Source organism: Virgibacillus sp. 7505 (assembly GCF_002272135.1).
In the GTDB taxonomy this organism is placed as follows: Bacteria; Bacillota; Bacilli; order Bacillales; family Amphibacillaceae; genus Terribacillus.
The window spans coordinates 50,662-77,359 of record NZ_NPBF01000035.1 but is presented as its reverse complement, the minus strand read 5'-3'; the positions used below and the strand labels follow the sequence as shown (position 1 = coordinate 77,359).

At 42.4% G+C, this 26,698-nt stretch carries 28 protein-coding genes and 2 riboswitches; of the genes, 21 read left to right on the top strand and 7 right to left on the bottom strand.

The annotated features are described in order from the left end of the window. Window positions 1–9 precede the first annotated feature (9 nt). Complete coding sequence (locus tag CHH91_RS16465) at window positions 10–1,278, top strand: ABC transporter permease (RefSeq protein ID WP_095224536.1); 1,269 nt, start codon at window positions 10–12, stop codon at window positions 1,276–1,278. After that, on the top strand, window positions 1,275–2,372 hold the full coding sequence (locus CHH91_RS16460) for an ABC transporter permease (RefSeq protein ID WP_095224535.1): 1,098 nt from the start codon (window positions 1,275–1,277) through the stop codon (window positions 2,370–2,372). Before CHH91_RS16465 ends, CHH91_RS16460 begins: the two co-directional genes overlap by 4 nt. Window positions 2,373–2,423: 51 nt before the next feature. Here the strand turns inward: CHH91_RS16460 and CHH91_RS16455 are convergent, their stop codons facing one another. Next, window positions 2,424–2,840 (bottom strand): DUF6508 domain-containing protein, encoded by a 417-nt coding sequence (locus CHH91_RS16455; protein ID WP_095224534.1) that lies wholly within the window; start codon window positions 2,838–2,840, stop codon window positions 2,424–2,426. A 309-nt stretch (window positions 2,841–3,149) separates the two neighbouring features. Here CHH91_RS16455 and abnB point away from each other — a divergent pair, with 309 nt between their 5' ends. The 3 genes from abnB to CHH91_RS16440 all read left to right on the top strand — a co-directional run bounded on the left by abnB (window position 3,150) and on the right by CHH91_RS16440 (window position 7,664). Then, a complete protein-coding gene (gene abnB / locus CHH91_RS16450; protein ID WP_095224533.1) occupies window positions 3,150–5,426 on the top strand; it encodes an arabinan endo-1,5-alpha-L-arabinosidase AbnB in 2,277 nt (758 codons plus the stop codon). 576 nt (window positions 5,427–6,002) lie between these two features. Further along, window positions 6,003–6,374 carry an iron chaperone gene (locus CHH91_RS16445; RefSeq protein ID WP_095224532.1) on the top strand — a complete coding sequence of 124 codons (372 nt, stop codon included), beginning with the start codon at window positions 6,003–6,005 and terminating at the stop codon, window positions 6,372–6,374. A gap of 84 nt (window positions 6,375–6,458) precedes the next feature. Further along, the gene (locus CHH91_RS16440; protein ID WP_095224531.1) at window positions 6,459–7,664 is read left to right on the top strand and encodes a CynX/NimT family MFS transporter; all 1,206 of its coding nucleotides are present in this window, start codon (window positions 6,459–6,461) and stop codon (window positions 7,662–7,664) included. Window positions 7,665–7,854: 190 nt separating this feature from the next. Here the strand turns inward: CHH91_RS16440 and CHH91_RS16435 are convergent, their stop codons facing one another. From CHH91_RS16435 to CHH91_RS16420, 3 genes are all read right to left on the bottom strand, one after another. Continuing rightward, window positions 7,855–8,184: a DUF1433 domain-containing protein gene (locus CHH91_RS16435; protein ID WP_095224530.1), complete on the bottom strand. Its 330-nt coding sequence runs from the start codon at window positions 8,182–8,184 to the stop codon at window positions 7,855–7,857. Between the two features lie 399 nt (window positions 8,185–8,583). Further along, on the bottom strand, window positions 8,584–8,919 hold the full coding sequence (locus CHH91_RS16425) for a hypothetical protein (protein WP_095224528.1): 336 nt from the start codon (window positions 8,917–8,919) through the stop codon (window positions 8,584–8,586). Window positions 8,920–9,071: 152 nt separating this feature from the next. Further along, window positions 9,072–9,347 carry a hypothetical protein gene (locus CHH91_RS16420; RefSeq protein WP_095224527.1) on the bottom strand — a complete coding sequence of 92 codons (276 nt, stop codon included), beginning with the start codon at window positions 9,345–9,347 and terminating at the stop codon, window positions 9,072–9,074. 112 nt (window positions 9,348–9,459) lie between these two features. Between CHH91_RS16420 and CHH91_RS16415 the strand changes: the two genes are divergently transcribed. The 5 genes from CHH91_RS16415 (at window position 9,460) to CHH91_RS16395 (ending at window position 15,170) form a co-directional block, all read left to right on the top strand. Then, window positions 9,460–10,869, top strand: coding sequence for a Tle-like phospholipase domain-containing protein (locus CHH91_RS16415; protein ID WP_095224526.1), 1,410 nt, complete (start codon window positions 9,460–9,462; stop codon window positions 10,867–10,869). A 25-nt stretch (window positions 10,870–10,894) separates the two neighbouring features. Further along, window positions 10,895–11,212 carry a hypothetical protein gene (locus CHH91_RS16410; protein ID WP_095224525.1) on the top strand — a complete coding sequence of 106 codons (318 nt, stop codon included), beginning with the start codon at window positions 10,895–10,897 and terminating at the stop codon, window positions 11,210–11,212. A gap of 394 nt (window positions 11,213–11,606) precedes the next feature. Continuing rightward, the gene (locus CHH91_RS16405; RefSeq protein ID WP_095224524.1) at window positions 11,607–13,172 is read left to right on the top strand and encodes an EAL domain-containing protein; all 1,566 of its coding nucleotides are present in this window, start codon (window positions 11,607–11,609) and stop codon (window positions 13,170–13,172) included. 13 nt (window positions 13,173–13,185) lie between these two features. Continuing rightward, window positions 13,186–14,442 (top strand): diguanylate cyclase domain-containing protein, encoded by a 1,257-nt coding sequence (locus CHH91_RS16400; RefSeq protein ID WP_176465829.1) that lies wholly within the window; start codon window positions 13,186–13,188, stop codon window positions 14,440–14,442. 149 nt (window positions 14,443–14,591) lie between these two features. After that, a complete protein-coding gene (locus tag CHH91_RS16395) occupies window positions 14,592–15,170 on the top strand; it encodes a GNAT family N-acetyltransferase (protein WP_095224522.1) in 579 nt (192 codons plus the stop codon). 30 nt (window positions 15,171–15,200) lie between these two features. Here CHH91_RS16395 and CHH91_RS16390 read toward each other — a convergent pair whose 3' ends face one another. Next, a complete protein-coding gene (locus CHH91_RS16390; protein WP_176465828.1) occupies window positions 15,201–16,367 on the bottom strand; it encodes an MFS transporter in 1,167 nt (388 codons plus the stop codon). 101 nt (window positions 16,368–16,468) lie between these two features. Then, window positions 16,469–16,783, bottom strand: coding sequence for an ArsR/SmtB family transcription factor (locus CHH91_RS16385; RefSeq protein WP_095224520.1), 315 nt, complete (start codon window positions 16,781–16,783; stop codon window positions 16,469–16,471). 525 nt (window positions 16,784–17,308) lie between these two features. On the opposite strand from CHH91_RS16385, the gene CHH91_RS16380 reads away from it, so the two are divergent. The 3 genes from CHH91_RS16380 to CHH91_RS16370 all read left to right on the top strand — a co-directional run bounded on the left by CHH91_RS16380 (window position 17,309) and on the right by CHH91_RS16370 (window position 19,690). Beyond that, window positions 17,309–17,932 carry a hypothetical protein gene (locus CHH91_RS16380; RefSeq protein WP_141234180.1) on the top strand — a complete coding sequence of 208 codons (624 nt, stop codon included), beginning with the start codon at window positions 17,309–17,311 and terminating at the stop codon, window positions 17,930–17,932. Between the two features lie 60 nt (window positions 17,933–17,992). Further along, a riboswitch (purine riboswitch) is annotated at window positions 17,993–18,092 on the top strand. Window positions 18,093–18,147: 55 nt separating this feature from the next. Then, window positions 18,148–19,311 (top strand): MFS transporter, encoded by a 1,164-nt coding sequence (locus tag CHH91_RS16375; RefSeq protein WP_095224518.1) that lies wholly within the window; start codon window positions 18,148–18,150, stop codon window positions 19,309–19,311. A 64-nt stretch (window positions 19,312–19,375) separates the two neighbouring features. Then, window positions 19,376–19,690 (top strand): putative quinol monooxygenase, encoded by a 315-nt coding sequence (locus tag CHH91_RS16370; protein ID WP_095224517.1) that lies wholly within the window; start codon window positions 19,376–19,378, stop codon window positions 19,688–19,690. A 28-nt stretch (window positions 19,691–19,718) separates the two neighbouring features. Here the strand turns inward: CHH91_RS16370 and CHH91_RS16365 are convergent, their stop codons facing one another. Then, a complete protein-coding gene (locus CHH91_RS16365) occupies window positions 19,719–20,465 on the bottom strand; it encodes a metallophosphoesterase family protein (RefSeq protein ID WP_095224516.1) in 747 nt (248 codons plus the stop codon). Window positions 20,466–20,555: 90 nt separating this feature from the next. Here CHH91_RS16365 and CHH91_RS16360 point away from each other — a divergent pair, with 90 nt between their 5' ends. From CHH91_RS16360 to thiS, 8 genes are all read left to right on the top strand, one after another. Continuing rightward, complete coding sequence (locus CHH91_RS16360; RefSeq protein WP_095224515.1) at window positions 20,556–21,026, top strand: hypothetical protein; 471 nt, start codon at window positions 20,556–20,558, stop codon at window positions 21,024–21,026. A 2-nt stretch (window positions 21,027–21,028) separates the two neighbouring features. Then, on the top strand, window positions 21,029–22,048 hold the full coding sequence (locus CHH91_RS16355) for a serine hydrolase domain-containing protein (RefSeq protein WP_095224514.1): 1,020 nt from the start codon (window positions 21,029–21,031) through the stop codon (window positions 22,046–22,048). Next, the gene (locus CHH91_RS16350; RefSeq protein WP_095224513.1) at window positions 22,045–22,536 is read left to right on the top strand and encodes an NUDIX hydrolase; all 492 of its coding nucleotides are present in this window, start codon (window positions 22,045–22,047) and stop codon (window positions 22,534–22,536) included. The genes CHH91_RS16355 and CHH91_RS16350 overlap by 4 nt, the downstream gene beginning before the upstream one ends. A 355-nt stretch (window positions 22,537–22,891) precedes the next feature. Beyond that, window positions 22,892–23,644, top strand: a complete 753-nt coding sequence (locus tag CHH91_RS16345; RefSeq protein ID WP_095224512.1) for an SDR family NAD(P)-dependent oxidoreductase — start codon at window positions 22,892–22,894, stop codon at window positions 23,642–23,644. Between the two features lie 25 nt (window positions 23,645–23,669). Beyond that, window positions 23,670–24,452: an SDR family oxidoreductase gene (locus CHH91_RS16340; RefSeq protein ID WP_095224511.1), complete on the top strand. Its 783-nt coding sequence runs from the start codon at window positions 23,670–23,672 to the stop codon at window positions 24,450–24,452. A gap of 110 nt (window positions 24,453–24,562) precedes the next feature. Then, window positions 24,563–24,674, top strand: a riboswitch (TPP riboswitch). 102 nt (window positions 24,675–24,776) lie between these two features. Beyond that, the gene (locus CHH91_RS16335; RefSeq protein ID WP_286160822.1) at window positions 24,777–25,394 is read left to right on the top strand and encodes a thiamine phosphate synthase; all 618 of its coding nucleotides are present in this window, start codon (window positions 24,777–24,779) and stop codon (window positions 25,392–25,394) included. Then, on the top strand, window positions 25,378–26,496 hold the full coding sequence (gene thiO, locus CHH91_RS16330) for a glycine oxidase ThiO (protein ID WP_095224510.1): 1,119 nt from the start codon (window positions 25,378–25,380) through the stop codon (window positions 26,494–26,496). Before CHH91_RS16335 ends, thiO begins: the two co-directional genes overlap by 17 nt. Next, window positions 26,493–26,696, top strand: coding sequence for a sulfur carrier protein ThiS (thiS, locus tag CHH91_RS16325; RefSeq protein WP_095224509.1), 204 nt, complete (start codon window positions 26,493–26,495; stop codon window positions 26,694–26,696). Before thiO ends, thiS begins: the two co-directional genes overlap by 4 nt. Window positions 26,697–26,698: the final 2 nt, after the last annotated feature.

The following is a 26,698-nucleotide window of genomic DNA, read 5'->3' as shown; positions in this document are numbered from 1 at the left end:
GGTGATAGGATGCGAAGTTTCATAAAGAAGGACTTATTGATTTTTTTGCGGGATTGGAAAGAGCTGCTTTCTGTCCTGGTGCTTCCTATCATTTTGGTCGTAGTACTGAATTTTGCCTTTGCTGGATTGTTTGGTGATGATGACAAGGTATCGATGAATTTACAGCTTGCAATCGTGAATCAAGACGATGAATCAGAGGCTATGGAAGACCTGAACGAAAGATTGGTCAGTGAAGCAGGTCTGGGAGAACAGGAAGCAAATGCGATAGTGGAAGCGGCCGGCAGCATCCAGCCTGTTCAACTGCTGTCGGATTATCTGGAAAGTGACGAATTAAAAGATTGGATGACGGTTCATCATCTGGAGGAAAAAGAAGCTGCCAACAAAGTGAAAGAAGGCGAACTTGATGGCATGCTGATCATACCTGATGGGTATACGGCGGATAGTTTATATGCGAGCTTCGCAGACGAATCTGCAACCAAATCACTGGTTTATAAGATGGAAGAAGAGACACTTGACAGCAGTGCATTGCAGCAGCTCGTTCAGGGATTTATCAACCAACTAAATCATCAATTTGCGATTCAAGAAATTACGGGCGGAGCAGATATGGACGTGGTGCTCCCGGAAGGTGGATTTGAGGATTTAGGCACGGAGCATAACTTCACGTTAACGCAGTATTTTACCATCTCGATGGGAGCTTTATTTGCATTGTTCGTAGTAACAACGGTGGCTATGAAAACGGGATTGGAAATCAGGGGCCAAGTATTCAATCGAATATTATTGACCAATAGCCATCCCATGCGGTTCCTGATTGGTAAGATGGTATCGACGATCTGTCTTGTGATCCTGCAAATCATCTTTGTCTTGATGGTGTCGCACTTCATCTTGGATGTATTTCCGGGGCGCACGCTCGGCTTTTGGGGAGGTATCTTGGTGATGATCGTCCTGCTTGCCTTGGTAATGTCCGGATTGGCGGCTATCTTCACAGTAGTCTTATTACGGATGGCGAATATAGATGCAGCCAATGGATTGTTCATGTTTATTTTGTTGCTTCTTGGTACGCTTGGAGGAGGATTTGTTCCGATTTATATGATGCCGGAATGGATGCGGTCCATAGGAGAATGGACTCCGAACGGTCTATTTCTGAAGATGCTGACAGGATGGGTCCAATTTGAAGACATCTCCTTCATCGTCCAGCCAAGCATATTCTTGATCGGCATATTCCTAGTATTCACTTTCATTGGTTTAGCTTTGTTTCCGAAAAGGGGGAAAGCACAATGAAATCTGTATTATGGGCGCAGTTTTTAAAGGACAAACGAAATCCTTTGCTCCTTCTGTTATTTATCGCAGGAAGTATTGTCGCTACGCTTATATTGGGCGGAGGAGTCCAATCACTGACGACAGTTGCCATTTTCAGTGAGAAGTCCAATGCTTCGGAAATTGAGGAGAAGTGGGAAGCATTGCTGAATACGAATGACTCCTTCAAATTTGAAGTTGTGGATCCGGAGAAAGCGCGGGAAGATGTGCGAAATGGTAATAGCGATGTCGCTGTAAGCTTGAGTGAAAATGATTACGAGCTACTTGTCGCGAGGAAAATGCCGAACGTTTCTTATGTGGAACAGCATGTGGCAAGCGTGTTTCAGCAGGAAGCGCAAATCAAAGCAATTGAATCGCAAAAAGAGGGCGATGTACGAAATGAAATGAAAGACTATCTGGCTGATGCACCTTTTCAGCTGGAATCGCAAGGCGTGGACGACGAACAAATTCCTAAGTTCAACATTCGCACACAGCTGCTGTTTGCTTTCATCTTCTTGATTTCCATGTTCATCATTGGATTCAAAGTGAATAATGTGACACAAGATAGAGTTTCTGGTATTTGGGATCGGATGATTTTATCACCGGTGAAGAAATCGAGTATGTACACCGGATATTTGCTATATAGCTTTTTGATTACGATGCTTCAAATCGTCATCGTGCTGATCGTGTTTAAATATATCATGAAGTACGATATAGGAGATAATCTTTGGCTGATCATACTGATTAGCGCATGCTTCACCTTCGGCATGATCAGCATAGCGATGCTGATTACCGGCATTGTCAAGACGCCCGAACAGTTTTATGCCATCTACCCGGCCCTGATTCCCCTGGTCCCGCTCGTCAGCGGAGCTTATATGATGCCAGGAACGATTACGAATCCGGTATTACTTTTCATCGCTGATCTATTCCCGCTAGCACATGCCATGGAATCAATCATGTCGATTGTATTTTACGGTGCAGGTCTTCAGGAAGTCACGATGTCGCTGCTGTATATGCTGCTGATAGGAATTGTGGCGATGGGTGTTGGGATTAATCTTGTGGAACGGAGGAGTGGTTAGGAAGAATACGCAATTGGAATGAAAAAGCCTCGATCATGTATCGAGGCTTTTTCATTTCTCGTAGTACCATTTAATCAAGCTCTGTAAGATGCTATCAAATAAGCCTATCTCAGCAGCCTTTGCAATGGATCCATCTCCAAATCTTTCGCTACGCACAATATATGTAGCAGCGCGAATCGCATCTGCAACACTTAACTCGATATCTGGAGAGTAGTCTGGCAACCCATTACTTCTCCAATTGTATAAAGGGGTTATGGCGCCGACAGAATATAGCAAACTCGTGGCTTTTTCTATACGTTTACTATAGGCAGGATATTTTAGTGAACGCTCGTTTCCTCCATTTGTCCATACCACATTACGATCCTCAGCGGTCATTTCTTTTACAACAGACCCTAATTCCGTCCAGGCATCTGTTTTTGACCTATCTAGTTCATTGATAAGTTGAGTATCATCTGGATTTCCGTCCATAATTATCATTCTCCTTTTACTAGATTATATCGTATTCACAGTTAACCACACAAAATCAGGTGGTGGTTTTAAAGCGTTCCTCTGATTCTGTGATGGAGTTAAGAACCTAAGATACTGAACTAACTTGTTTACAATAATATTTGTACGTATAAGTTCTGATTATATATACCTTATATGTGACTCTTTAATAAGAATAATAAAGAATCTATCTAATAAACAGGGATTTTATACTTATTGACAACTTTATCTATTCCTCCTAATCTTAAACTAGTTATATGAAAGCGTTATCATATATTAAGGAGGAAAGAAATGAAAGCTAACAAACATATACTCGTAACGTCGATGCTGTCTGCCGTATTACTAATTCCTGCTATACCAGGCGCGGATACCCTGGCAAAGGATAAAGGCGGAAAAGAAAAAATACCTGTATTTGAGAATGCCTCTGTCCACGATCCTTCTTTCATTGAAGTAGACGACCAATACTATGTCTTTGGCTCTCACCTAGCTGCAGCAAAAACAAAAGACCTTATGAAATGGAAAATGGTCGACTCTGGTGTGCGTGATGGGAATAAGCTCATTCCTAATGTAACGGAAGAACTCAAAGAGACGCTAGAATGGGCACAGACGGATACCCTTTGGGCTGCGGATGTCATTCAGCTGGCGGATGGGAAGTTTTATATGTATTACAATGCATGTAAAGGGGACTCACCGCGTTCTGCAATGGGTGTGGCAGTGGCAGATGATATTGAAGGTCCATACAAGGATACAGGGATCATCCTGAAGTCAGGTATGTGGGACGAGCCAAGTGAGGATGGCACGATTTATGATGCGACAAAGCATCCGAATGTTGTAGATCCGGATGTGTTCTATGATGAGGATGGCAGGCTGTGGATGGTGTATGGATCTTACTCTGGCGGTATTTTCATTATGGAAATGGATGAAGAGACAGGTAAGCCGCTTCCTGGCCAAGGGTATGGGAAGAAGCTGATGGGCGGCAACCATAGCCGGATTGAAGGACCAGCTATGATGTACAGCCCAGAAACAGATTATTATTATATGTTCCTATCATTCGGTGGGCTGGATGCTATTGGCGGCTACAATATTCGGGTGGCGCGATCTAAGTCCCCGGATGGACCGTTTTACGATGCAGAAGGAAATGACATGATTGATGTGAAGGCAGATCCGAAATTACCTCTTTTTGATGATAAGTCGATTGAACCTTACGGTGTGAAGCTGCTTGGGAATAACTTATTCGAGAAGAAGGTCGGTGATCCAGGACAGGACCCGGGTATCGGCTATGTTTCGCCAGGACATAATACCGCTTTTTATGATGAGGAAACGAAGAACCACTATTTAATCTTCCATTCTCGTTTCCCTGAACGTGGTGAGGAGCATGAAGTCCGGATCCATCAGATGCATATGAACGATAACGGCTGGCCAGTCGTCGCACCGTCCCGTAATACGAATGAGAAAGAAGCAAAGATGAAGCGCAAGGATATGGCTGGTGACTATCAGTATGTGAACCATGGAAAGGATATATCTGCTGATGTAAAAGTATCAGAGCAGATTACCCTGAAAGAAAATGGGAAGGTCGAAGGTGCTGTAAAAGGCAAGTGGAAGTACGGTAAAGATAATGAGATTACCCTTACAATTGACGGCGAGAAGTATAATGGATTCTTTTTGAAACAGTGGGATGAAGCAGCACAGGAATATGACACGACTTTCACCGCTTTATCTGATAAAGGTGTCGCCGTCTGGGGCAATCGAATGGAAGACATGAAAGATAAAGAAGTCGTTGCGGCAGTGAAGAAGGACCTGAGCATCGCAAACAGCGATAATCTATTTCAGAATATAGAGCTGCCGACAGAAGGGACGCATGGATCCACGATCAAGTGGACGTCATCCAATCCAAATGTGATCGAGGCGGATGGTACGATACACCGGCCAGAAGCAGGAAGCGGAGATGGCGAAGCTACACTGACTGCAAGCATTCAAGCAGGAAAAAAGGAAGATACGAAAACATTCCAAGTGAAAGTAAAGCAACAGGCCTCTGAGCCGGAAATTGCGCAATATAATTTCAGCGATCCAGGCAGTAAGGAAGCGGCTGATTCCTCCGGCAGTAATCTGCCAGCGCAGCTGAAAGGAAACGCAATGCAAACCGAGGATTTCACATTCTCCGCCTGGGTGAACTGGCAAGGCGGTGCAGCATGGCAGCGAATCTTTGATATTGGCGAAAGCAACGGCAAAAACATGTTCTTCACACCGTCTGATGGCAGCGGCAAGCTTCGATTTACCATTCATAATGGAGTTGACCAGAACATAACAGCTGATAGTGCATTGGCTGCAGGTGAATGGGTACATCTTGCGGTGACATTGGAAGGTAATACCGGAAAGCTGTACGTAAATGGAGAGCTTGCGGGAACTAATGAAAATATAACGGCTAACCCATCTGATATTCTCGGAAATACAAATTATTTAGGACGGAGCAGGTATGCTGCGGATGCGTTCTTTGGTGGGCAGATGGATGATGTTGCCGTGTATCGGAAGGCGTTGAGTGAAGAGGAAATAAACGAACTGGCTAATTAAATAGACGTTAGGAGAACACCTCTTGTGAAGGAGGTGTTCTTTTGCTTTACCCATAGAATATTACCCAAGTTATCTGTTTCAATTAATTAATGTAAGTATTAATAGTGAATTTAATATGGTTAAGGGATAATATTTTATAATGTTTATAATAGAAAGTGTATAGTGAAAGTTTAAGTAGGGTGAAGATGTTGCGTATCGAGAAATATAATCAGCAAACAGGGAATTCAGCTTATTGTCATGAAGCTATATTCTCTCTTATTATAGGAATCTTTTCGATTCTAGGAGTTATTTTTATGGATAATGGGGCAACACTAGGTGGATTTGGACTAGGAATTGCGTACATAGCGCATAGAGAGATTAAGAATGGCAAACTAAAAGGGCGGAAGTTTGTAGTGTTAGGTATAGTGTGCAGTCTGATCGGTATAGTAGGTAGTTTCCTGTGGTAGATTTCAAACCATCTAGCATAAAGTCGGTAATAGAATAGTCTCTATTACTAGTCATCTTTTCTTTTTCTAGGCTTGTGGTTATAGTAGAGATACAATAAGATCTTCGATAATTTTTTTGGGGGTAAGTAAAATGATAGCATTCGCAGATTATCTGGCTCAAATTGACAATCCACAGCATCGGGAACGAACGGAAGAAGTGCTGAAATGGGTGGCTGAGAAATATCCTAATATGGAACAGAAAATAGCCTGGAATCAGCCGATGTTTACTGATCATGGCACATTTATTATTGGCTTTAGCATCGCCAAGCAGCATTTGGCTGTTGCTCCGGAAAAGGCAGGAATAGATCATTTTTCTGACGACATAATTCAGGCAGGCTATGACCATACGAAGCAGCTGGTTCGTATCAAATGGGATGCGCCAGTTAATTATTCATTATTAGAAAGAATGATAGAGTTCAATATTACAGATAAAGCAGACTGTACGACTTTTTGGCGGAAATAATGAAAGTGAATGAGAAACACCTCTAAATGGTGTTTCTTTGCTGGGGATTCTCCCAGCGTGCTGGACAGAGTAAGGAGAAGACATATGGAACAATCTAATCAATTAAAACAGAATGCCTCCCGTATTGGAGTCATTGTATTAGTCTTAAGCATTATGCTTATCGGTGCTAACTTGCGTGCGCCGATAACAGGGTTAAGTCCTTTAATAGATAATATCCGTTCAGATACCGGCATCGGCAATGCTTCAACTGGTATGCTGACTACTTTGCCTTTGATTGCATTTGCTGTATTTGCGCTGGTCGCACCAAGAATTTCTAGGCGTGTAGGTATTGAAAGAACTTTATTTGCCGGACTGATTATCATAGCTGTTGGACTTATATTTCGGTTTTTCTCACCAGTATGGATGCTTTTCGTTGGTACGGCTTTAGCGGGAATCGGAATCGCCATGGGGAATGTACTTTTGCCAGGCTTGATCAAGCGGGAATTCCCTAAAAATGTTGGTGTGATGACTGGAGCTTATGCGATGACCATGAACGGGATGGCTGCGCTTGCTTCTGGAATTAGTGTTCCTCTTTCAAACGGTCTTGGTAGTGGATGGCATGGATCACTCGCAGTATGGGTGATTTTGACGCTTGTAACGATGGTCGCTTGGATACCGCAGCTGCGCCAGAGAGTAACAACATCATCTATTTCCCTACCTAAGAAAGGAAAGAAACTTTGGTCATCGGGTCTCGCCTGGAAGGTAACAGGTTTCATGGGATTGCAATCGCTATTGTATTACATCATGATCACCTGGATGCCCACAATACTTCAAAATCAAGGCTTTAGTGAATCAACAGCTGGCTGGCTTTTAGCTCTTACGCAGCTTTGCAGCCTGCCGACTTCATTTCTACTCCCGATCCTAGCAGGGCGTCTTGCGGGACAAAGGGGAATAGTGAGTATCATAGCTTTGTGTTTCGTTATGAGCTTCTCCGGATTGCTGACGGGTATTACATGGATCAGTGTTATCAGTGTATTGCTGTTCGGGTTAGCTGGAGGCGGTGTGTTCAGTCTCGCGACAATGTTTTTCGTATTACGGACACAGTCAGCTCAGGAATCAGCAGAATTATCAGGTATGGCGCAGTTTGTCGGTTATTTATTGGCCGCAGTAGGACCGACATTATTTGGTTTGCTGCATGATGTTACGTCAAGCTGGACAGTGCCATTGGCATTATTGGTTGCTGTAGCTGCAGTGCTCTGGATTGTTGGTATGGGAGCGGGGAAAAACGCTTATATCAATCAGCAGCACTAATCAAAAAGGCTAACTCCTTATAGCAAGGAGTTAGCATTCTGTTCCTTTTAAAGATCAATAGTCACAATCCTTGCCTTGGCATTCTGCTTTCCGCTCAGGATTGCCTGCACCAGTAGTAAAAGAAGTAATGAAATGATAGAGTGCCTCAAATTACATCACCTCGCTTAAAAGTATTTTAAAAGAACCCAAACTAATACTCGCAGCTTTTCTTTCTGCATGCTGCTTTTTCTTCGGGGAAATCATCACTTTGTATAACGAGGCTGGCAACAGTTAAATCTTCATTTAAACTAATAGAAAATGCCTTACCATTGTTAACTGATCCATCCACCGTCATACTGCCCATTGGTGACTTTACAGGTTCCTCTAGCTCAATCGATTCGATATTTTCATAATTATTTTCTAAATAACTTCTAGTTACAGTCTTAGCTTCGGCAACTGTAGCTTCGTCATATGTTTCCGAGCAGCCAGTAAATACTAAAATCATTGTGAAAAGCAGAAATAATATGGTTAAGTCTTTCATAATATTTGTCACCTGCTAAAGGTTTTTACAGTTAGTAATCGCAGTCCTTTTTTTCGCAAACATCTTTATGCTCCGGAAAACCTTCCTTTTCTCCTACTATAGCAACAGTAAAGTCTTTGTTCAGATCGATAGTAAAGCCGGCTCCATTTACTGTTCCGTCAATTGATAGGCTTCCCATTGGCGATTGATACTGTTCTTCTAACTGATTCTACATCTTGATAATTATTCCTAAGATAACTTTCAGCAGTCTGTTTTGCTTTCGTGATCTTCTCTTCATCGTATTCTTCTGTACACCCAGTGAAAATCAAGAGTAGGATGATTAGGGATAATGATATGTTTAGCTTTTTCATATAGATATACTTCTAATTATAGTAAAGAGTGAATTGCGATTTGTTCCTGCTATTCGCAAAATTGCTTCCTGCATTCTTTCTTTTCCTCAGGAAAACCTTCATCTTCCGCTATGCCTGATACGTTTAGATTTTCATCAAAGCTAATGGAGAAGCCTGCATTACCATTAACAGTACCATCTACTGTTAGACTTCCCATTTGTCCTCGATAAGGCTCATCTAACTTAATAGATTCTATGGATTCGTAATTGTTTTCAATATAACTTGTTGCTATTTCTTTAATGTCGCTGGCAATTTCATTATCAATGTTATCCTGCGCAACGCAACCTCCCAATAGTATCAATATGATGATACATATAAGGGAATATATTATTTTGTGTTTGTGCATTATGACACCTCATATTCTTGGTCTAGCAAAGAAGAGCATATCTATATAGAAATTATTTACAAAAGGAGGGAGTAGATGAGGATTGCAAAAAGTGCCCACCAATAGAATTGGAAGGCACCTTTAATATACTTTTATTCATAAATAGAATCTTATCAGTATTCACAATCCCTCTCTTTACATTCCTCTTTTTTCTCAGGGAAACCTTCTTTTTTGCCAATAGAACTTACAGTAAAGTCATTGTTTAAATGTATTGTGAATCCTTTGTCATTAACTGTACCATCAATAGATAAACTACCCATTTGCGATTGATATGGCTCTTCTAATTCTACTGATTTTACATCAACGTAGTTATTTTTTAAGTAACTCTCGGTAGTTTCCTTGGCTTTACTAATAGTTTCATCATCATAATTGCCTTCATTATTATTCACATTACAACCTCCTAATATTATAATGGAGATAATTAATAAAAATGGAGTTATATGTAATCTATTCATAAAAACACCTCTTGATTGATTGTAGCAAGAAAAGGAGTCAGAATCCATGAGCGAAATGACGGATATTGAAGCAAGCATCTTGTCTCAAGGAGCTTACGAAGATGAACAAGGAGACTTTGAAAGTAAGGTTTCGGGTAGGAGTATTATCTGGGAAACCCAAGAGATTATAGAAGATAAAGAGACGGGTCTTTATGGGTACGTACTCCAAAACCCTGATACTAAAGAGGTTGTTATCAGCTTCCGCGGTACTGAACCCCCTAAAACTACCACAAAAGAAGTGGAACTTAAAGGTCTGGATGAACCTACGAAGAATGCCATTATGAGTGAGGCTGGTGATAGAGCCACGCTTAAAGGTGATACTGTAATCTATGAATCTGATAAAAAGGTAGATTATTCCGGGTTCCTTAAAGATGTTTATGAAGATGCATTTGGCGTAGTCGGTGGTGATTCCAATTATAGTAAAAAGGAATATGGAACCACAGCTTATGTGGCGACACCATCACAGGATGCGGCATTGCAGACGGGCAATGCAAAGCTAAATGACAATGGTACAATCACGTTCACAAACAAGAACCAATTTACCGAAGCGGAAGCTGCTGTTAAGAAGTACGTAGAGAAATATGGTGCCGAAAATATAACCTTTACTGGTCATTCTCTTGGCGGGGGACTAGCTCAATATTGTGCTGTGATGTATGATTCCAACGCAGTGACCTTCGCCGCAGCGGATGCTTACGGTCTTCTGGATGAAGACAAGCAGAAGCGTGTTCGCGAAGGGGATTATAAGGACAAGATTATTACATATGCACACCCGAGTGATGCAGTTGCTATGTTTCATGACAAAACAATCGGCTCCCTTTATTATATGGAAGACCCGGCTGGAAAAGATGGCTTAGGTGACCAAATGGCCGATATGCTTGGATCTCATGGTATAAAGAACTACACGGATGCAAGTCTATACAATGAAGATGGCTACTACAAATCAGATCTACTATTTGATGAAAAACTTCGCTCGGCTATCTCCACATCACCTCTCTTCCTGAAAAATAGTGGTGTATCAGATTTTCACATCGTAATTCAAACCGAATTAATGAAAGCTTATGCGGCACAAGTAGAAGCTAGCGAAGATCTGATTGCGAAGACTAAAAAAGAGATGATGCAGTTCTTGGATGATTATCTCTCGGCGATGAAATATGCCAAGAGTAAATTCAAAGGGCAAGTTGGATCGGGAAGATTTGATAAGCTGAATGGCTCCGATGTAGATGATATCTATCGGGATTTGACGGTAAGTGGTCCAAACGGGATTCCGATGTTATTTGAGATGGATTATTTTGATGAAGTGATTGGATTCCTGAAGGATGCACAATCTGACACTGGAGAAATCGCACACAATATGAACAAGATGGCGAAGGATTTTGCGCATATTGACGAAATGCTGGCAGGTTGGCTGAGGTTCTGATTCTTTAGTGGAAGGCATGATAAGAATGTTTGATATACTTGATGAATTTGACGAATTTCTGGAGAAACGAAAGCAAAAGAAAGAGTTGGAAAGAAGTATCAAGAACGATTTGGAAGCAGATGAGAAGTTTTATAAGAAGTATTTAGAGCGGTGCTACCATATTGAATCACTTTCGGATGAGCATATAAAACTCAAGGATGCGTTGGAGGATTGCTTTGACGGAAAAGCGAATAAAGCACTGAGACAGCGTTTAGAGGAGAATATTATGTTATTGAAAGGAATAGAGCATTCTTATGTTATCTTAAGAGAAAGCATTAGAGTTCGAGGTGGATGGTGGTCTTAAATTCTGCTCATTTATTAGAGGAACTTAGATCTGTAAAATGATGAAAGTTTTATTTAACAGAGATTGATTAGTTGCGAACATATATTACTACGAGAAACCGTCAGCATTTGTGCTGGCGGTTATTTTGATTGGCCTGTATGTTAGAACGCAGAATTTCACTCTATGTAATGGGGTATAGATACTGTAATAGTGTTGGTTACTGTTGCAGCTGATTCCTATATTTGGATTATTAAAAAGTATCGTATCAAGCCGGGGATGGTTGTATAATCATGAAGCATATATAGCAGACGTATTTAATACAAAAGCAACATAGCCGTTATAAGATAAAGGAACTGTCCTACTAAGCAAGCCAGCAGCATGAGTTAAAGACCTAGCAGAACGAGGTGTTGCGATAGTGAATTTATATAAATCAACTAAAAATAAATGGAAAGAAGAATTGAAGCTCGCACTTGATAGAGAGGAATTTCGTCTTCTTTACCAGCCAAAGCTCAACCTGCAGACGGGTAAGCTGTGCGGAGTGGAGGCGTTGATCCGATGGGAACATCCTGAGCAAGGAATCATTTCTCCACTGGATTTTATCCCTGCTGCTGAAGAGACAGGAATGATTCTTCCTATTGGAGAATGGGTGCTGCGGTCGGCATGTATGCAGAATAAAGCGTGGCAGGAACAAGGTCTGTCTTCTATGATTGTGGCGGTTAATCTTTCGGCTTCTCAATTGTATCAAGGTGATTTGGCAGAGAAGGTACAGTCTATTTTAGAAGAATCCCGACTCTCTCCGGAGTATCTGGAGCTGGAGATTACCGAATCTATGACGATGGATGTCGATTATGTATTGCCTGTATTGAATAAATTGAAACAGATAGGTGTTCGAATCAGTTTGGATGACTTTGGCACCGGATATAGTTCCCTCTATCACTTAAAGGAATTCCCGATAGATATCATCAAGATAGATCGATCATTTGTGCGTAATTGTACCATTGATTCCAAGGATGCCACCATTGTCAAAACGATTATTGCAATGGCACATCAATTAAAGCTAGAAGTGATTGCCGAAGGTGTGGAATCCAAGGATCATCTTGTTTTCCTGCAGCAGAATCTATGTAATGAGGCGCAGGGATATCTTTTCAGTAAACCGGTTGAGCCCGAAGAATTTAAAAGAAGCATTCCTCGTTTGGAACAGATAATCCCGGATGAGGGTATCTCCTTAGAGAAGTCCAGGGAAACTTGGTTCAAAAGCGGTGTGGAAAATACGTATCAGGACTTGCAGGAGGCAGTACGGAAACAACAGGGAATGATTTTTAAATTTAAAAAAGAACATGAACGGTTTGTCCATAGTTTTTGTGATGGAGAACTGATCTACCGCTTGCAGTTTACTCCTGACCAGCTTATCGGAAAAGACTTAAAAGACTTTCTTCCGGCCGAAGAAGCGGAAAGAAAAATGGAATTCTATGAGCGAGCGTGGAATGGGGAAGAGAATGTCATATACGAGTCCAGAGTAAATGGTTTGTCGTATGTCACATCGCTGAGGCCAATCATCCGGGGAGGAAAAGTAGTCGAAGTAATTGGATGCTCCGTGGATATTACAAAGGAAACCGGAATTGTATTCAGCTCAGATGATGTGAAATATCGTCTGATTGCAGAAAATGTCCAGGATTTGATTTGTATAATAAATTCGGACGCCATTATACTTTATGCTTCACCGTCCCATCAAAAGCTGCTTGGTATAGCTCCTGAAACCTTTGTCGGAGAAAGTGCTTTTAAATGGATTCACACTGATGAAGTAGAATTGATTCAAAACCGGATCCATCAGATTGTGACATATAAAACAGCTCGGCAGGTGAAGTTCAGATACAAGTGCGCCAATAATGGATGGCTGCTTGTCGAAGCTATCGGAACTCCTGTACTGGACGAACGGGGGGAAGTGGAATATATAGTGGTGGTGTGTCGCGATGCATCGTAGAGAAGAGGACTTTATGTTCGGAAAGTTAGATGTACAGCAGCTGATGCTCCTGGAATCATTACCTATAGCCATAGTCATTCACAGAGAAGGCAGCATCCTGTACGCAAATAAATCATTTGTTGATCTGATTGGAGCTGCCTCTATACAGGAACTAAAAGGAAAATCAATTCTGGATTTTTCTCCTCCAGCTTATGTAGACATAGTCGAAGAACGTTTCCGGCAATTAAATCGAGTCGGAGCAGTAATATCGCCGACAGAAGAGAAAGTAGTGCGTCTGGATGGAGCAATCATTGATGTCGAAATAACTGGTGTTTCTTTAGAGTATGAAGGCGAGCTTTCTTACTTAATGATCATACAGGAGCACACCGGAAGAAAAATGGCTGAAGAAGCGTTGCGGCAAAGTGAGGCACGATACAGATTAATTGCGGAGAATATGACAGATTTGGTTTGTATCATTGACTGGGAAGGCTATTTCAAGTACGCTTCTCCGTCCCATGTAACGGTGCTTGGGTTTCCTGCTGTCGCGTATGAGGGAAAACCAGCGAGGGATTTCATGCATGAAGATGACCGTATGAAGGTACGGCAGAAGATGGGTGAAATGGTGATGACAAAAGAGGGCTGTGTGCTAAAATTCCGTTTTAAGAATATCATGGGCAATTGGATTTGGCTGGAGGCGCAAGCAAGCCCTATCTTCGATGAGCATGGGGTATTTGAACATTTCCTCTTTGTATCAAGGGACATTACGGAAAGATTGGCATATGAACAGCAACTGACGCATATGGCCTATCATGATACCTTAACGGGACTGCCGAACCGAAGGCTGTTCAAGGAAAAGCTGGAGCAAGCGCTGGATGAGGCGAAGCAGAACAGGAAAAAAGTAGCTGTTATGTATTTGGATCTAGACAATTTTAAATATATCAATGATACTCTTGGTCATGATGTAGGCGACGAGCTGTTAAAGCAATTCGCTAGCAGGGTCAAGGGATGCCTGCGGAACCATGATGTGCTTTCGAGACAAGGCGGAGATGAATTTACGATTCTTTTGCCGGAATTTGAAGAGGAAAATGATGTTTTTCGTATTGCGGACGATATCCTTGAATCCTTTCAAAAAGCATGGAATATAGGCAGGAATCTCTTTAGGACAACATCCAGTATCGGGATAGCTTTCTACCCGGAGAATGGCACGAAAGAGTATGAGTTGATGCGGAGTGCTGATGCCGCTTTGTATCAGGCGAAGAAGAATGGCAAAAATATGTATCAGACATTTTAGGAGAGATCAGTTCAATAGAACTTCCTGCATGCAGTTGTTAACTGTAGTCAGGGAGTTTTTTGTTTTCAGTAGATTGAGATCCAACATTGGTTTATGATGATGAATACATATGTAAAATATATACAAACATTGTTGGGAGGAAGTTTTACATGCAAACAGAACATATACTTGAGAATCTTCCATCCTTAGAAACCGAGCGGCTTCTTCTTCGTAAGTTGACCCTATCAGATGCAGAAGCAATATATGCCTATGGTTCCGATCCGGCTGTTTCAGAATTTGTCACTTGGCCTACGCACCAATCGATTGAGGATACGCAGCAATTTTTGGATATCATTCTTAATTTATACGAAAGTAATCAGGCAGTTTTTTGGGGAATTGAGCTTAAGGAGGAGAAGCGCCTGATTGGTACAATCAATTATGTCTCTTGGCAGCAGAATCATCATGTTGGTGAAATTGGATATGTGCTTGCGCAGCCGTATTGGAATAAAGGTTATATGACAGAGGCAGCAAAGCAAGTCACTCAATTCGGTTTTGAGCGAATGGAACTTGAACGGGTTCAGGCAAAGTGCGATGTGAAAAATAGCGGATCGGAGAAAGTGATGCAGAAGGCCGGTATGTCGTTTGAAGGAACATTACGCAAGCTGCTATTTATTAAAGGAGCACAGCGTGATGTGAAAATGTATGCAATAACTAAATCTGATTTCTTACATACGAAAAAGACAGGTTGAAGACAACCTGTCTTTTTGTATAGGTAGGTATCAGCTCTCCATTCGATAGCTGATAAACGATAATAGGGATGCAATAAGAGCACATATCCCGCCCACAATCGCAAGGTTTGGCAGGTTTCCGTATGCAACGACCAACCCGCCTAGCGCAGAACCAAGTGTAATACCGATATTGACGGATACAGGAGTCAGCGAGGAAGCAAAGTCCCTGGCCGCTGTCGAATAGGCTGCTGCTTGATCCATCAGATAAATTTGAATGGTCGCATTCATGACGTAAATCATGACTGCCATTAGCATGATGCTGATCAATCCGGCAATTGTGATGCCCATTGTCACGTATAGGGAGCCAATGATGATTGCTTGGATGATGAATGCATAACGCAGATCTCCAATACCGTTACGGCCGGCTATCTTTCCAGCTAAGAAGTTGCTGGCGATGGAAAAGAGTCCGTATGCAAGCAAGACAAGTCCGACTGAGCTGGAGGCAATACCTAATTCATCCTCAATGATAGGCGTGATATACGTGTAGATTGTATACGTTCCAGCGATACTGAACGTCGGGATAAAGAAACCGACGAGGATTTTCGGATTCTTGAATAGGACAAGCTGCTTCATGATGGAACTTTTCTCGCCTGCTGCTGTCTTTGGCAGGATGAATAGACTGATGACAAAGGCGATAACACCGAGTAGTGCAGTCACCCAGAACGTCAGGTGCCATGAGCCTAATTGGCCTATGAACGTACCAAGCGGTACACCCAGGACATTGGAGATCGTGAACCCGGCAAAAATGAGTGCAATAACCGAAGAACGTCTTGCCGCTGGCATTGTATCACTTGCTACTGTCATCGCTAAAGCGGTAAGGACACCACTTGCTGCTGCTGTCACGATTCTTGCTGTTAGCAATACTCCGAAAGAGGATGTTAAAGCACTAATAATATTACCTAAAATAAAGACGACAATTAGTGTAAGCATCAAGGGGTATTTCGGAAAACGGCTTACCCAGCCAGTTAAGACGGGAGTGCCGATTGCATAAGCAATGGCAAATCCCGATACAAGTGTTCCGGCCGATGCGACCGTTACGTTTAGATCAGCAGCGACCTCTGTCAGCAGGCCGACAATGACGAATTCGCTTGTTCCCATAACGAACGTCAATAAAGTTAACGTGAATGCTAAAAATGTCTGTTTTTTAGTTAAAGCCATCGTGTCACTCCAATTGATGTATATTTGTATTTCTGTATATCGTAATAAACCGATATTTAAAGTGAAAGAAAAGAAATCCATAAAGGATCCCTTGTAAGTCGTTACAATTCTTTATCCAGGTAAGCTGCTAGCCTCTGAATTGTCTCTTCATTTCTGCGGTAATACGTCCATTGGTTATAACGAATGGACTCCAATAACCCTGCGCGCTGCATCATGGCCAGATATTGCGAAACCGTGGATTGAGAGGCTTGGACTTTTTCTTGTATGTCTCCGACACAGACACCGCCCTTGTAATGAACCTCCTTCGGCAGATGTGCCTGCTGCTTGGGAAAATGCTTCTCCGGTTCTTTAAGCCAATGCAGTATTTGCAGTCGTTTCTCATTCGACAAAGCTTTGAATAGTTCGATTGTATTCATGCGTCTATTGTATATCGAGGTTTTCCGATAAAGCAATCATAAAGCTTCGTTTTTTTACAGCTGTTGTTGAGTCAGGATTAGCTAATAAGTTAAACTGCTAGGAGGTAAAGATGAATAAATATCGTTGGAATATCATTTCAATTGCATGCCGTTCTTGTTTTGTTACTAGTAGTATTTGATTATTGGATAAGTTTTAATTTATATGGGCAGGCAGGTATGATTGCTGCAGGGATTTGGGGTATTTACCTGAATATTCATGCTCTGATAAAAATGCGAAACAGAATGAACAGATCAGGTATAGTTAATCATTGGTTTGGTTCTTCTGGCTCTCTGAATACAAAAGTAAATGTATTTAGAGAGTTTTTTGTTTTCTTGGGTAACTAGAGATTAATCAATAGTCCATGAAGAGAGAAAAACATTTAATTTAGGGTTATTATAATGCATAATCAGTACTTTTTTCTCCATTGTTACATTTTGTTCTAAAAATGGATAATCATGTGCTATACTTTAGCGCGAGGTGATGAGATGAACAAAATGTACTTAATTGCATCATTTACTGCTCTTTTACTCTTCTTATGTGGTTGTGGATTGGATACGTCAGTTGATCAATCCTCTAAGAATGATGGCTCAAAAGAATCTAGTACATCAGTACCTAAAGAGGGAGAGGCAAATTCAAATGAGACAGAACAGTCAACGGAAGAAAAAAAGCCAGAACCAGATACAGACACCTATGTGATTGAAGATGGAAAATTTACATACGACAGCATTTCATTTGATATACCTTCTGAATTTGAATTAATCGAAGCGCCAGAAGAGGAGAGCGGAAGTATCACGTTCGGATTCCAAAATGATACTGCTGCGTTTGTATTAGTAGTTGATGATTTATCGTATATGCCGAATTTAACCCCGGATGCTTATGTTGAAATGGCTAAGCAGCAAGCTGGAATCGACTTTTTAAGTAATCGGAAATATGAAGTCAATGGTATAGAAACATATGAATTGGTTAGTCATGAAAATAATAAAATCGTACAAAACATTTTTATACATGATGAAAAAGCCTTTACATTCTCTTTTGGCCTTTTTGAAGCCGAAATAAATCCAGATAACCCGTTCATAAAATCCATAGTAAATTCCGTTTCTTTTGAGTAGAAGCCATTAACCAGCGGTGTTGCAGTTATGTCAGTATCTTGCTATAATGCTATAAGAAAATGGAATACGTTCGTGTTACACTGTATAACCTCAATAATTTGGTTTGAGGGTCTCTACCAGGAGCCATAACTCCCTGATTACAGATTTATAATCTGTGATTGGGGAGTTTTTTTATGTGCCATTTTCGAATATAGGATATAGAAAGGAAATGAAAATTGAATTTCAGAGTCTTTATATTAGCTATTTCTGTTATATCGGTAGGGTTAGTTGAACTGATTGTCGGGGGGATATTGCCTACCATAGCGAATGATCTGCAGGTTTCGATTGGACAGGCAGGGCAGCTTATTACAGTGTTCGCTTTGGTCTATGCAGTGTCAGGTCCGATTTTATATACAATGACCGCAAATATTGAACGAAAGAAGCTTTTGCTTTTGACGTTAGGTGTATTTGTACTGGGGAACGTCATCACATACGTGAGTCCGTCCTTCCTCTTTGTCATGATTGCTCGAGTCCTCACTGCCATGAGTACAGCATTAATCATTGTTCTTTCTTTGACGATTGCGGCGAAAATCGTCAAGCAGCAGCATCGTGCTAAAGCAATCGGGCTCATTTATATGGGAATCAGTTCCTCGCTCGTACTTGGGGTACCGATTGGTATCATCATCAGTGATGCATTCGGCTGGAGAATGCTGTTTTTATTCATAGGATTAATGGCTTTGCTTTCCATGATATTAATCGCATTTACGCTCGATCGTATTGAGGTAGAACAAGTGCAATCCCTGAAATCGCAGCTGAAAGCACTGCGTAATAAAAAAATGCTGACAGCACATTTGACGATGCTGTTCCTGCTTGCGGGCCATTATACGATTTACGCTTATTTCACGCCTTTCCTTGAATCGGAGTTAGGTCTGAATACGCAATGGATTAGTATTTGCTACTTTATTTTCGGTATCGCAGCAGTTGGTGGAGGAGCCTTTGGAGGCAGTCTGGCAGATAAATTTGGGTCCAAAGTGAGTATCATCCTTGTAGTGGCATCATTTGCAATTATTTTATTCCTGCTTCCATTCTCTACAGTTTCCTTCCCATTATTCCTTGTGGTGATGGTAATCTGGGCAGCCTTAAGCTGGAGTCTGGCGCCGCCGCTGCAGAACTATATCATTGAATCGGATGCAGAGACAGCTGGGATACACCAGAGCTTCAACAATTCAGCGCTGCAGATAGGTATTTCATTAGGTTCATTAGTAGGCGGTCTTGTCAATGGTGCTACATCCTCGATGCAGACGACAGCGCATGTCGGAAGTCTGTTAGTAATCTTCTCGCTTGCTTTTGCAGTTTGGTCATTCCGAAGTGTGAATAAGTCGGCTTTACGTTCCAGATAGAGGGATTCGTATAGATCGTGTCGAATATTCCCTTCAAACTGTTTCTTGCGAAAGGATGAACTGAATGGAGAAATTCGGCTTGTACGGGAGATTTCTAGTCCATAAAGATGATAGAGATGAATTGAGTTCGATACTGCTGGATGCAGCGGAGGCTATGGGGCAAGTAGATGGCTGTGAAATATATCAGGTCAGTGTGTCTCATGAAGAGCCGCAAGCAGTATATGTATACGAAGTATGGAAGGATGAAGCGGCTCATCAAGCCTCACTTGCTTTAGATGCGACACAAACATTAATCCGACGGGCAAAGCCTCTTATAACAGGAATGGAACGTATCAATACCCTGCAAACGCTCGGAGGGAAAGGTCTTCCTACTACATGAAAAGAGGACAATCAGTTGTCCGCTTTTTTTATTTCTGCAGCTGTCCTCCATGAAAGATTTTCAGGATGATATCCCATTCTGGCACTTCCAATCTTTCATATCCTCTTAAATAAGCTCTGTTGTCATAAGGTACTTCTATTACGGTTGTTCTAATATCTTCTTCTATCCTTGCAATTGCATAAGGTGCGATCGGTTTTGGCTGGCAGCCGAGAGAGCCTGGATTCAGAAAGATTTTTCGATCGTTACGAAAATGATGAAGTGGGTGATGATGACCAAAACAAATGAGTTCTGTATCCTTTTGTTCCTGAAACAGCATCTCTAGATTTTCAAGAGAAGGTGCAACAATACGAGAGAAAGGATCCTCGCTTATGTGGGCATTCACTTTATCTGGGTGGATATGGTAGTGCGTGAACAAAACGGCATGCCCCTTGATATGCTGATTGATTTGGCGTGGCTGCTTATGAAGTAAGTCAAGGTAACCTGAATCAGTTCGGTCGGCAATCCACTGGTGATGTGCTCTTTCGTTCTTGTGGCTTTCGGGGTAAGTCTCCTGTCTGCTTAGGGCCAGCACAGCTTCATCATGATTTCCGGTAATGATTGATATGTCATCTCTGCCAAATAAAAGCTCCAGTACACGATCAGTTTCATAACCGATCGCCAGCATATCACCGAGGCAGTATATGTGCTCGACATCTCCACGCTTGTCTATATCTCCTAACACAGCCTGCAGTGCAGCAAGGTTTCCATGTATATCTGTCAGGACAGCAATGCGCATAACAATCAGCCCCATTCATACTTTTTATATCCTTCATATATTTCCAATTATGGTAACATGGTTTGTGAGTGGAGAATAGGGGTCGATTGCATGAGTGTGAAAGGAATGATTGTTGGAGCTGCATTCAGTATCACAGCTGCTGTACTTTGTACCTTTATTTTTGTGATTGTTGTCAGTACCTCTTTTCTAATGGCAGCCGCACCCTCGATAATGTATATCGGGGTATTCCTTCAGGTCGTTGTGCCCTTTCTGATGGTTTTCAGTATTGCTGGAGCACAATTCAAAAGAATTGAACGAGTCAGTGAAGGGGTTAAATGGGCTATCAGCAGCATCATGGCTTTTATTGTGGTCGCCTATGCCGGTACGATTGGTTCCCTGACGACTCATATGGTCGTGTGGGGAAATAAACTGGAAAACTTAGCGGTCGGTGATATTATTGTGTGGGGTTTCATCTACGGGTTTCTGTTGCTGCCATTGGCGGCACCGGTCGGCCGATGGCTGATTCTTTTACTAGTAGACTGCTGTAAGTATTTTGAAGATTCAAAAGAGGGGGATATTTGAGTATGAGCGGTTTAGAGAATAAGTTAGAAAAGGTAGCAGAGGAAGTAGATTTCTCAGGTGTGGCATATGTTGTAGAAGAGAATCAAGAAAGCTTTTTCTTCCAAAATGGCTATGCCAATAAGCAAGATGAGCTAGCATTTGATAAGCAAACAAGGTTTGGAATAGCTTCTGGAGCAAAGATCTTCACAGCCGTGGCGATTGCCAAGCTAGTGGAGCAAGGGCGACTGGATTTCCAGACCAAGTTAATAGATTGTCTCCCGGTAGCATTTCCGCATTTTCATAAGGACGTTACAATTCACCAGCTGCTGACGCATACGTCTGGCATACCGGATTATTTCGATGAAGAAGAAATGGATGACTTTGAGGAGCTGTGGCAAACGTTGCCGATGTACCGAGTAAGATCGGGTGCGGATTTTCTGCCATTGTTCGAAGATAAGAAGATGATGTTTTTACCTGGTGAACGGTTCCATTATAACAATGCTGCTTTTATCGTGTTGGGATTAGTGGTGGAAGAAATTGCTAAAGAACCATTTACTGTTTTTGTCCAAAAGCATATCTTTGAACCCGCTGGAATGACAGAGGCTGGATATTTTACATTTGATAAGCTGCCAGAGAATACAGCAATTGGTTATATCAAGGAAGATGATGAGTATCGTTCCAATATTTATGCGTTACCAGTAAGGGGCGGCGCGGATGGCGGGGTGTATGTGAGTGTTACCGATATGGCGCGTTTCTGGGATGCACTGACTCAGTATAAACTCCTGAACGCAGAACTTACCGGGGCGCTGCTGAAGCCGTATGTCCAAGTCGAGGAGGAAACGTCATACGGATATGGAATATGGATAAAAAAAGAGGAGGAAAAAATCAATAAGTATTATGTTGTCGGCTTTGATCCGGGCGTGAGTTTCCATTCTGCTTATTATCCAGAGACGGGAAGAAAGATAGTGGTACCTTCAAACCACGGAGCTGGCCCGTATTACATTGTTCAAGCAATCGAAGAATCGGGGGAAAGAAGCAAATGACACAGGACTTGACCATCGATTTAGGTGAACAGATGCTGAATTGCCGGACGGCAGGCATTATTGTAAAAGATAGTCATGTGCTGCTGCACAAGAACAAGAAAGATCCGTTCTGGACACTAATTGGCGGACGTATTCAGTTAGGAGAAGATTCAGGACAGGCTGTGGAAAGGGAATTCGAAGAGGAACTTGGCATACCTGTAAGGGCAGAGCGGCTGTTATGTTCAGTGGAGAATTTCTTCACCTACAAAGGTCGGCCCTATCATGAATATAGTTTTATTTATCTAATCCAGGATGTTGAAGACAGGCTGTGCGGAATAGGAGAAGTCATATCACCAGAAGGAGGAGAGTTCCATTATGAATGGATTCCCTTAGAAAAAATCGGGAAGCTTTCGATTAAACCTGATTTCCTAGGTGAGAAGCTGGTCAACTTGCCATCTGCACCAGTGCATCTGATTCATAAAGAGAACATATCTGTGGAAGCAAAATGAAAAGCAGCTATATGCAGGAACATGTTGAGACTATCTATCTGCAAAGGAGGAAGGTTTAGGAAAATATCCGTGAATACAGCAATAGAGAATGGATGAGGCCTCAACCAGACAAATGGTCTATCGGAGAAACATATTACCATCTTTATTTGCTGCTAAAGCAGCTAAATAAATGAGCAGCACCATTTTCGCCTCTGTCAAAAACCTTTAAACTTTTTTGAACATACTAATTGTATATGTTCAAAAAAAGTTTTAGCACAGTTGCAAATAGCTTGCTGTATCTTCTTCAAAGGTGTAAGCTCTTACATATGGAGTAGGTAAATTAACCTATTTATACATATTGAAGGGAGCTTTGCTTATGAATGAGCAGAAAGTAGCAGTCATCACAGGAGGCGGCAGTGGTCTTGGACAAGCTGCAGCATTGCGACTAGCAGAAGAAGGTATCGCAATCAGCGTCGTTGACGTTTCTGAGGCAGCCGGTAAAGAGACGGTTCGCTTAATAGAAGAAAAAGGGTCAAAAGCTATTTTCATCAAAGCGGATGTAAGCAAGGCAGAAGAAGTGAAACATTATGTAGATAAAACGGTCGAGGCATTTGGTACTATCGACATGTTCTATAATAATGCCGGTATTTCTGGTCCTGGCGTAAAATTCGTGGATAATACGATTGAGCAGATCGATATGGTATTAGGAATTAATCTAAACGGCGCCCTTTACGGGTTGAAATATGTATTGGAAGTTATGCTAGCTAATGGCGGCGGGCGAATTGTCAACACGTCATCCACAGCAGGTGTTGTAGGACAAGCCACAGTTGGTACATATTCTGCTACGAAGCATGCAATGGTTGGGATCACAAAGACGTTGGCTGCTGAGTATGCCGAGCAAGGCATTGTCGTAAATGCAATTGCTCCAGGTACGACAGAAACGCCAATGGTTCGAGAGTATAAGGAAAAGAATCCTGATGCATTCAAAAATGCGACAGAACCGATTCCGCAGAAGCGCCTTGGCCAGCCAGAGGAAGTAGCAGAGCTTGTCACGTTCCTATTGACTGGTAAAGCACCTTATATAAATGGTGTAGTAGTGCCGATTGATGGCGGATTTACTGCAATTTAACAGAATCAGAAAAGGAGAGATTTCGATGAAACGTTTTGAAGATAAAGTAGTATTGATTACAGGTGGGGGTTCTGGGTTAGGACGCGCAGCAGCTTTGCAAGTAGCAAAAGAAGGCGCAAAGCTTTCTCTTGTTGATTTAAGTGAAAAAGGCATGGAAGAAACGAAGCAGGAAATATTGGCTGCAGCACCAGAGGCAGAGGTTCTTACGATTGTGGCAAACTGTGCAAATGAGCCGGAAGTTGAGGCGTATGTAAAACAAACAATTGATCAATTTGGTAAGATCGATAGTTTCTTTAACAACGCTGGTGTGGAAGGAACGCAAAATCTGACAGAAGAGTATCCTGTAGACGAATTCGACCGCGTTGTGAACATCAACTTGAATGGCGTATTCTACGGCATGCGCCACGTACTCAAAGTAATGAAGGAGCAGGGCTATGGTTCTGTAGTAAATACAGCTTCTGTAGGTGGTATCCGCGGAATCGGCAACCAGTCCGGCTATGCAGCAAGTAAGCATGGTGTAGTAGGTCTTACGAAAAACTCCGGTATCGAATACGGACAATTCGGTGTGAGCATCAAAGCCATTGCTCCAGGTGCCATCATGACGCCAATGGTTGAAGGATCCCTTCGTCAGCTTGGCGGAGATAACTGGGAAGAAGCGGGCAAGGAATTCGTCAGCGTCAACCCGATGAAACGTTTTGGTAAGCCGGAAGAAGTCGGTTATCTCGTTGCATTCCTTCTTTCCGATCAGGCAAACTTCATCAATGCTACTGTTGTACCGATTGATGGCGGACAATCTTATAAGTACTGAGTCAGGCAGAAAAGACCATCTGGATATAATCAGATGGTCTTTTCTTTTTTGGTAATCAGAATCTTGCATAAAATGCTATTTATGTTACGATGTGGGTAAGTTCATATAGATTTTCACACTAGGGGATCCCTTCATAAGGGCTGAGATGAAGAGTAGTGACTCTTTAAACCCTCAAAACCTGAACAGGTTCGGACCTGCGTAGGAAAGTGTAGACACTCGGGTTTACATGCTCTTTTGTATGTATTCATTCGCAAGTTTCACACCACTTTCCTTTGGGGAGTGGTGTTTTTTGTATGTCCGGCCTGTTCGTATTTCCAGGAGGTGATGGCAATCAAATTGATGGCAGTAACCGATGATGCATATGAGCCAGCAGATTTAAGGCGTATCTTGATGGAGATACACCCTTATGTCGATCATGTGCAGATCAGGGAGAAACATAAGCCTGCTGGTACAGTATATCAGCTTTGTAAAGAGCTATTGGACGAAGGGCTGCCAGCACATAAGCTTTGGCTTAATGACCGAATGGATATAGCTTTGCTGCTTGGCTTGAAGCAAGTGCATATACCAGGTCATGGCCTTCCACTGGAAGAATTGAAAAAGCTGTATCCTGAATTGCTGATTGGTGCGCCTGTCCATTCGTTTGAAGAAGCAGTACAGGCGGAGGCTGTCGGGGCGGCATACGCGCTGTATGGGCATTGTTTTCCGACAGCCAGTAAGAAGGGGAAATCACCGCAGCCTTTAGCCAATTTAGGGTATATCCGTCAGAATACCCGCATTCCGTTATACGCAATAGGAGGAATTGATGTGGAGCGGTTGGCTTCTTTGAAAGCGTTTGAGTTAGATGGGGTTGCTGTTATGAGTGGTATCTTTTCTGCTGCAAACCCGCTGGATGCCGTGAAGAAATTAAGGGAGGAGTGTCTGCGTCTTGAAGAGATCCACTGAAGTAGCAATTGTTGGAGGAGGTATCATCGGCAGTGCAATCGCTTATTATTTAGCGAAAGCAGGCCATCAAGTCGATTTGCTGGAAGCGGGCCAAGTCGGATCAGGCTCGACGCAAGCAGCAGCTGGTATGCTAGGTGCCCATTCAGAATATAAGGAATTCGGTGCTTCCCTTTATCCCTTTGCCCGTACTAGTCAAAGGCTCTATGAACAGGCAGAAGAGGATATTCGCTCTCTGACAGGGATAGACATGGAACGTCGCCCAGGTGGTTTATTACAGCTTGTTTTTACAGGAGAAGAAACATTGAACTCTCCGTTCTCTTCGTTGGAAGGAGTAACATGGCTGGATCGTGCAACTGTGTCAAAGAAAGTACCTGGTCTGTCAGAAGCAGTTTCTGGCGCTCTTCATATGGCAGAAGATGTGCATGTCACACCTGCAATTGCCTGCAGAGGATTCCATACAGCTGCCCGTATGCTAGGTGCCCGGATTAACGCTTATACCCGGGTCGATGAGATTGTGAAGGAATCTGCTCATTATCGGTTACGGACTTCCAAAGGAGAATGGCAAGCAGATCGTGTGGTGATTGCCAGCGGAGTTTGGAGTAATGCTCTGCTCCAGCGTTCAGGTTTGGGGACGCCGATTTTTCCAGTGAAGGGTGAGTGCATTGCTGTTACGAATACGCAAACTCCTCTTACATGCAATTTATTCCATGATCAGCATTATATTGTTCCGCGTAACAACAATGAGCTGATCATAGGTGCAACAAAGGTCAAGGATGATTGGAGCACCGAGCCCACGCTTGGCGGATTACAGACTATCATGGAGAAAGCTAGAAAGATGCTGCCAGTGGTTGATAAAATGCCATTCCTCAGAAGCTGGGCAGGTCTCAGACCTCAGACATACGATGGGAAGCCGCTGATTGGTGAGCATCCAGAAATGAAGGGCTTGTATATCGCTGCTGGCCATCAGCGCAATGGCATTCTGCTTGCCCCAGCTACGGGCAAGATGATTTGTGATTTGATAAGCAGCAATGAAGTTCTGGAAGAATGGAAGGAAGCATTTCGTGTCGATAGATTGAACACTGGCGAGGAGGTATTGATGTGAATATTCAGCTGAATGGCAGGCAGCAGGAATTATCCCCTGATATCAAGACTATAGCTCAGCTGTTAGCATCACTTTCCCTGGAGAAAAGGATTGTGATTGTCGAACTGAACAAAGAGATCATTAATAAAGCTTCGTATGCAGAGCAGCCGATTAGAAATGGCGATAAAGTCGAGCTGATTCATTTTGTAGGAGGAGGATGAAG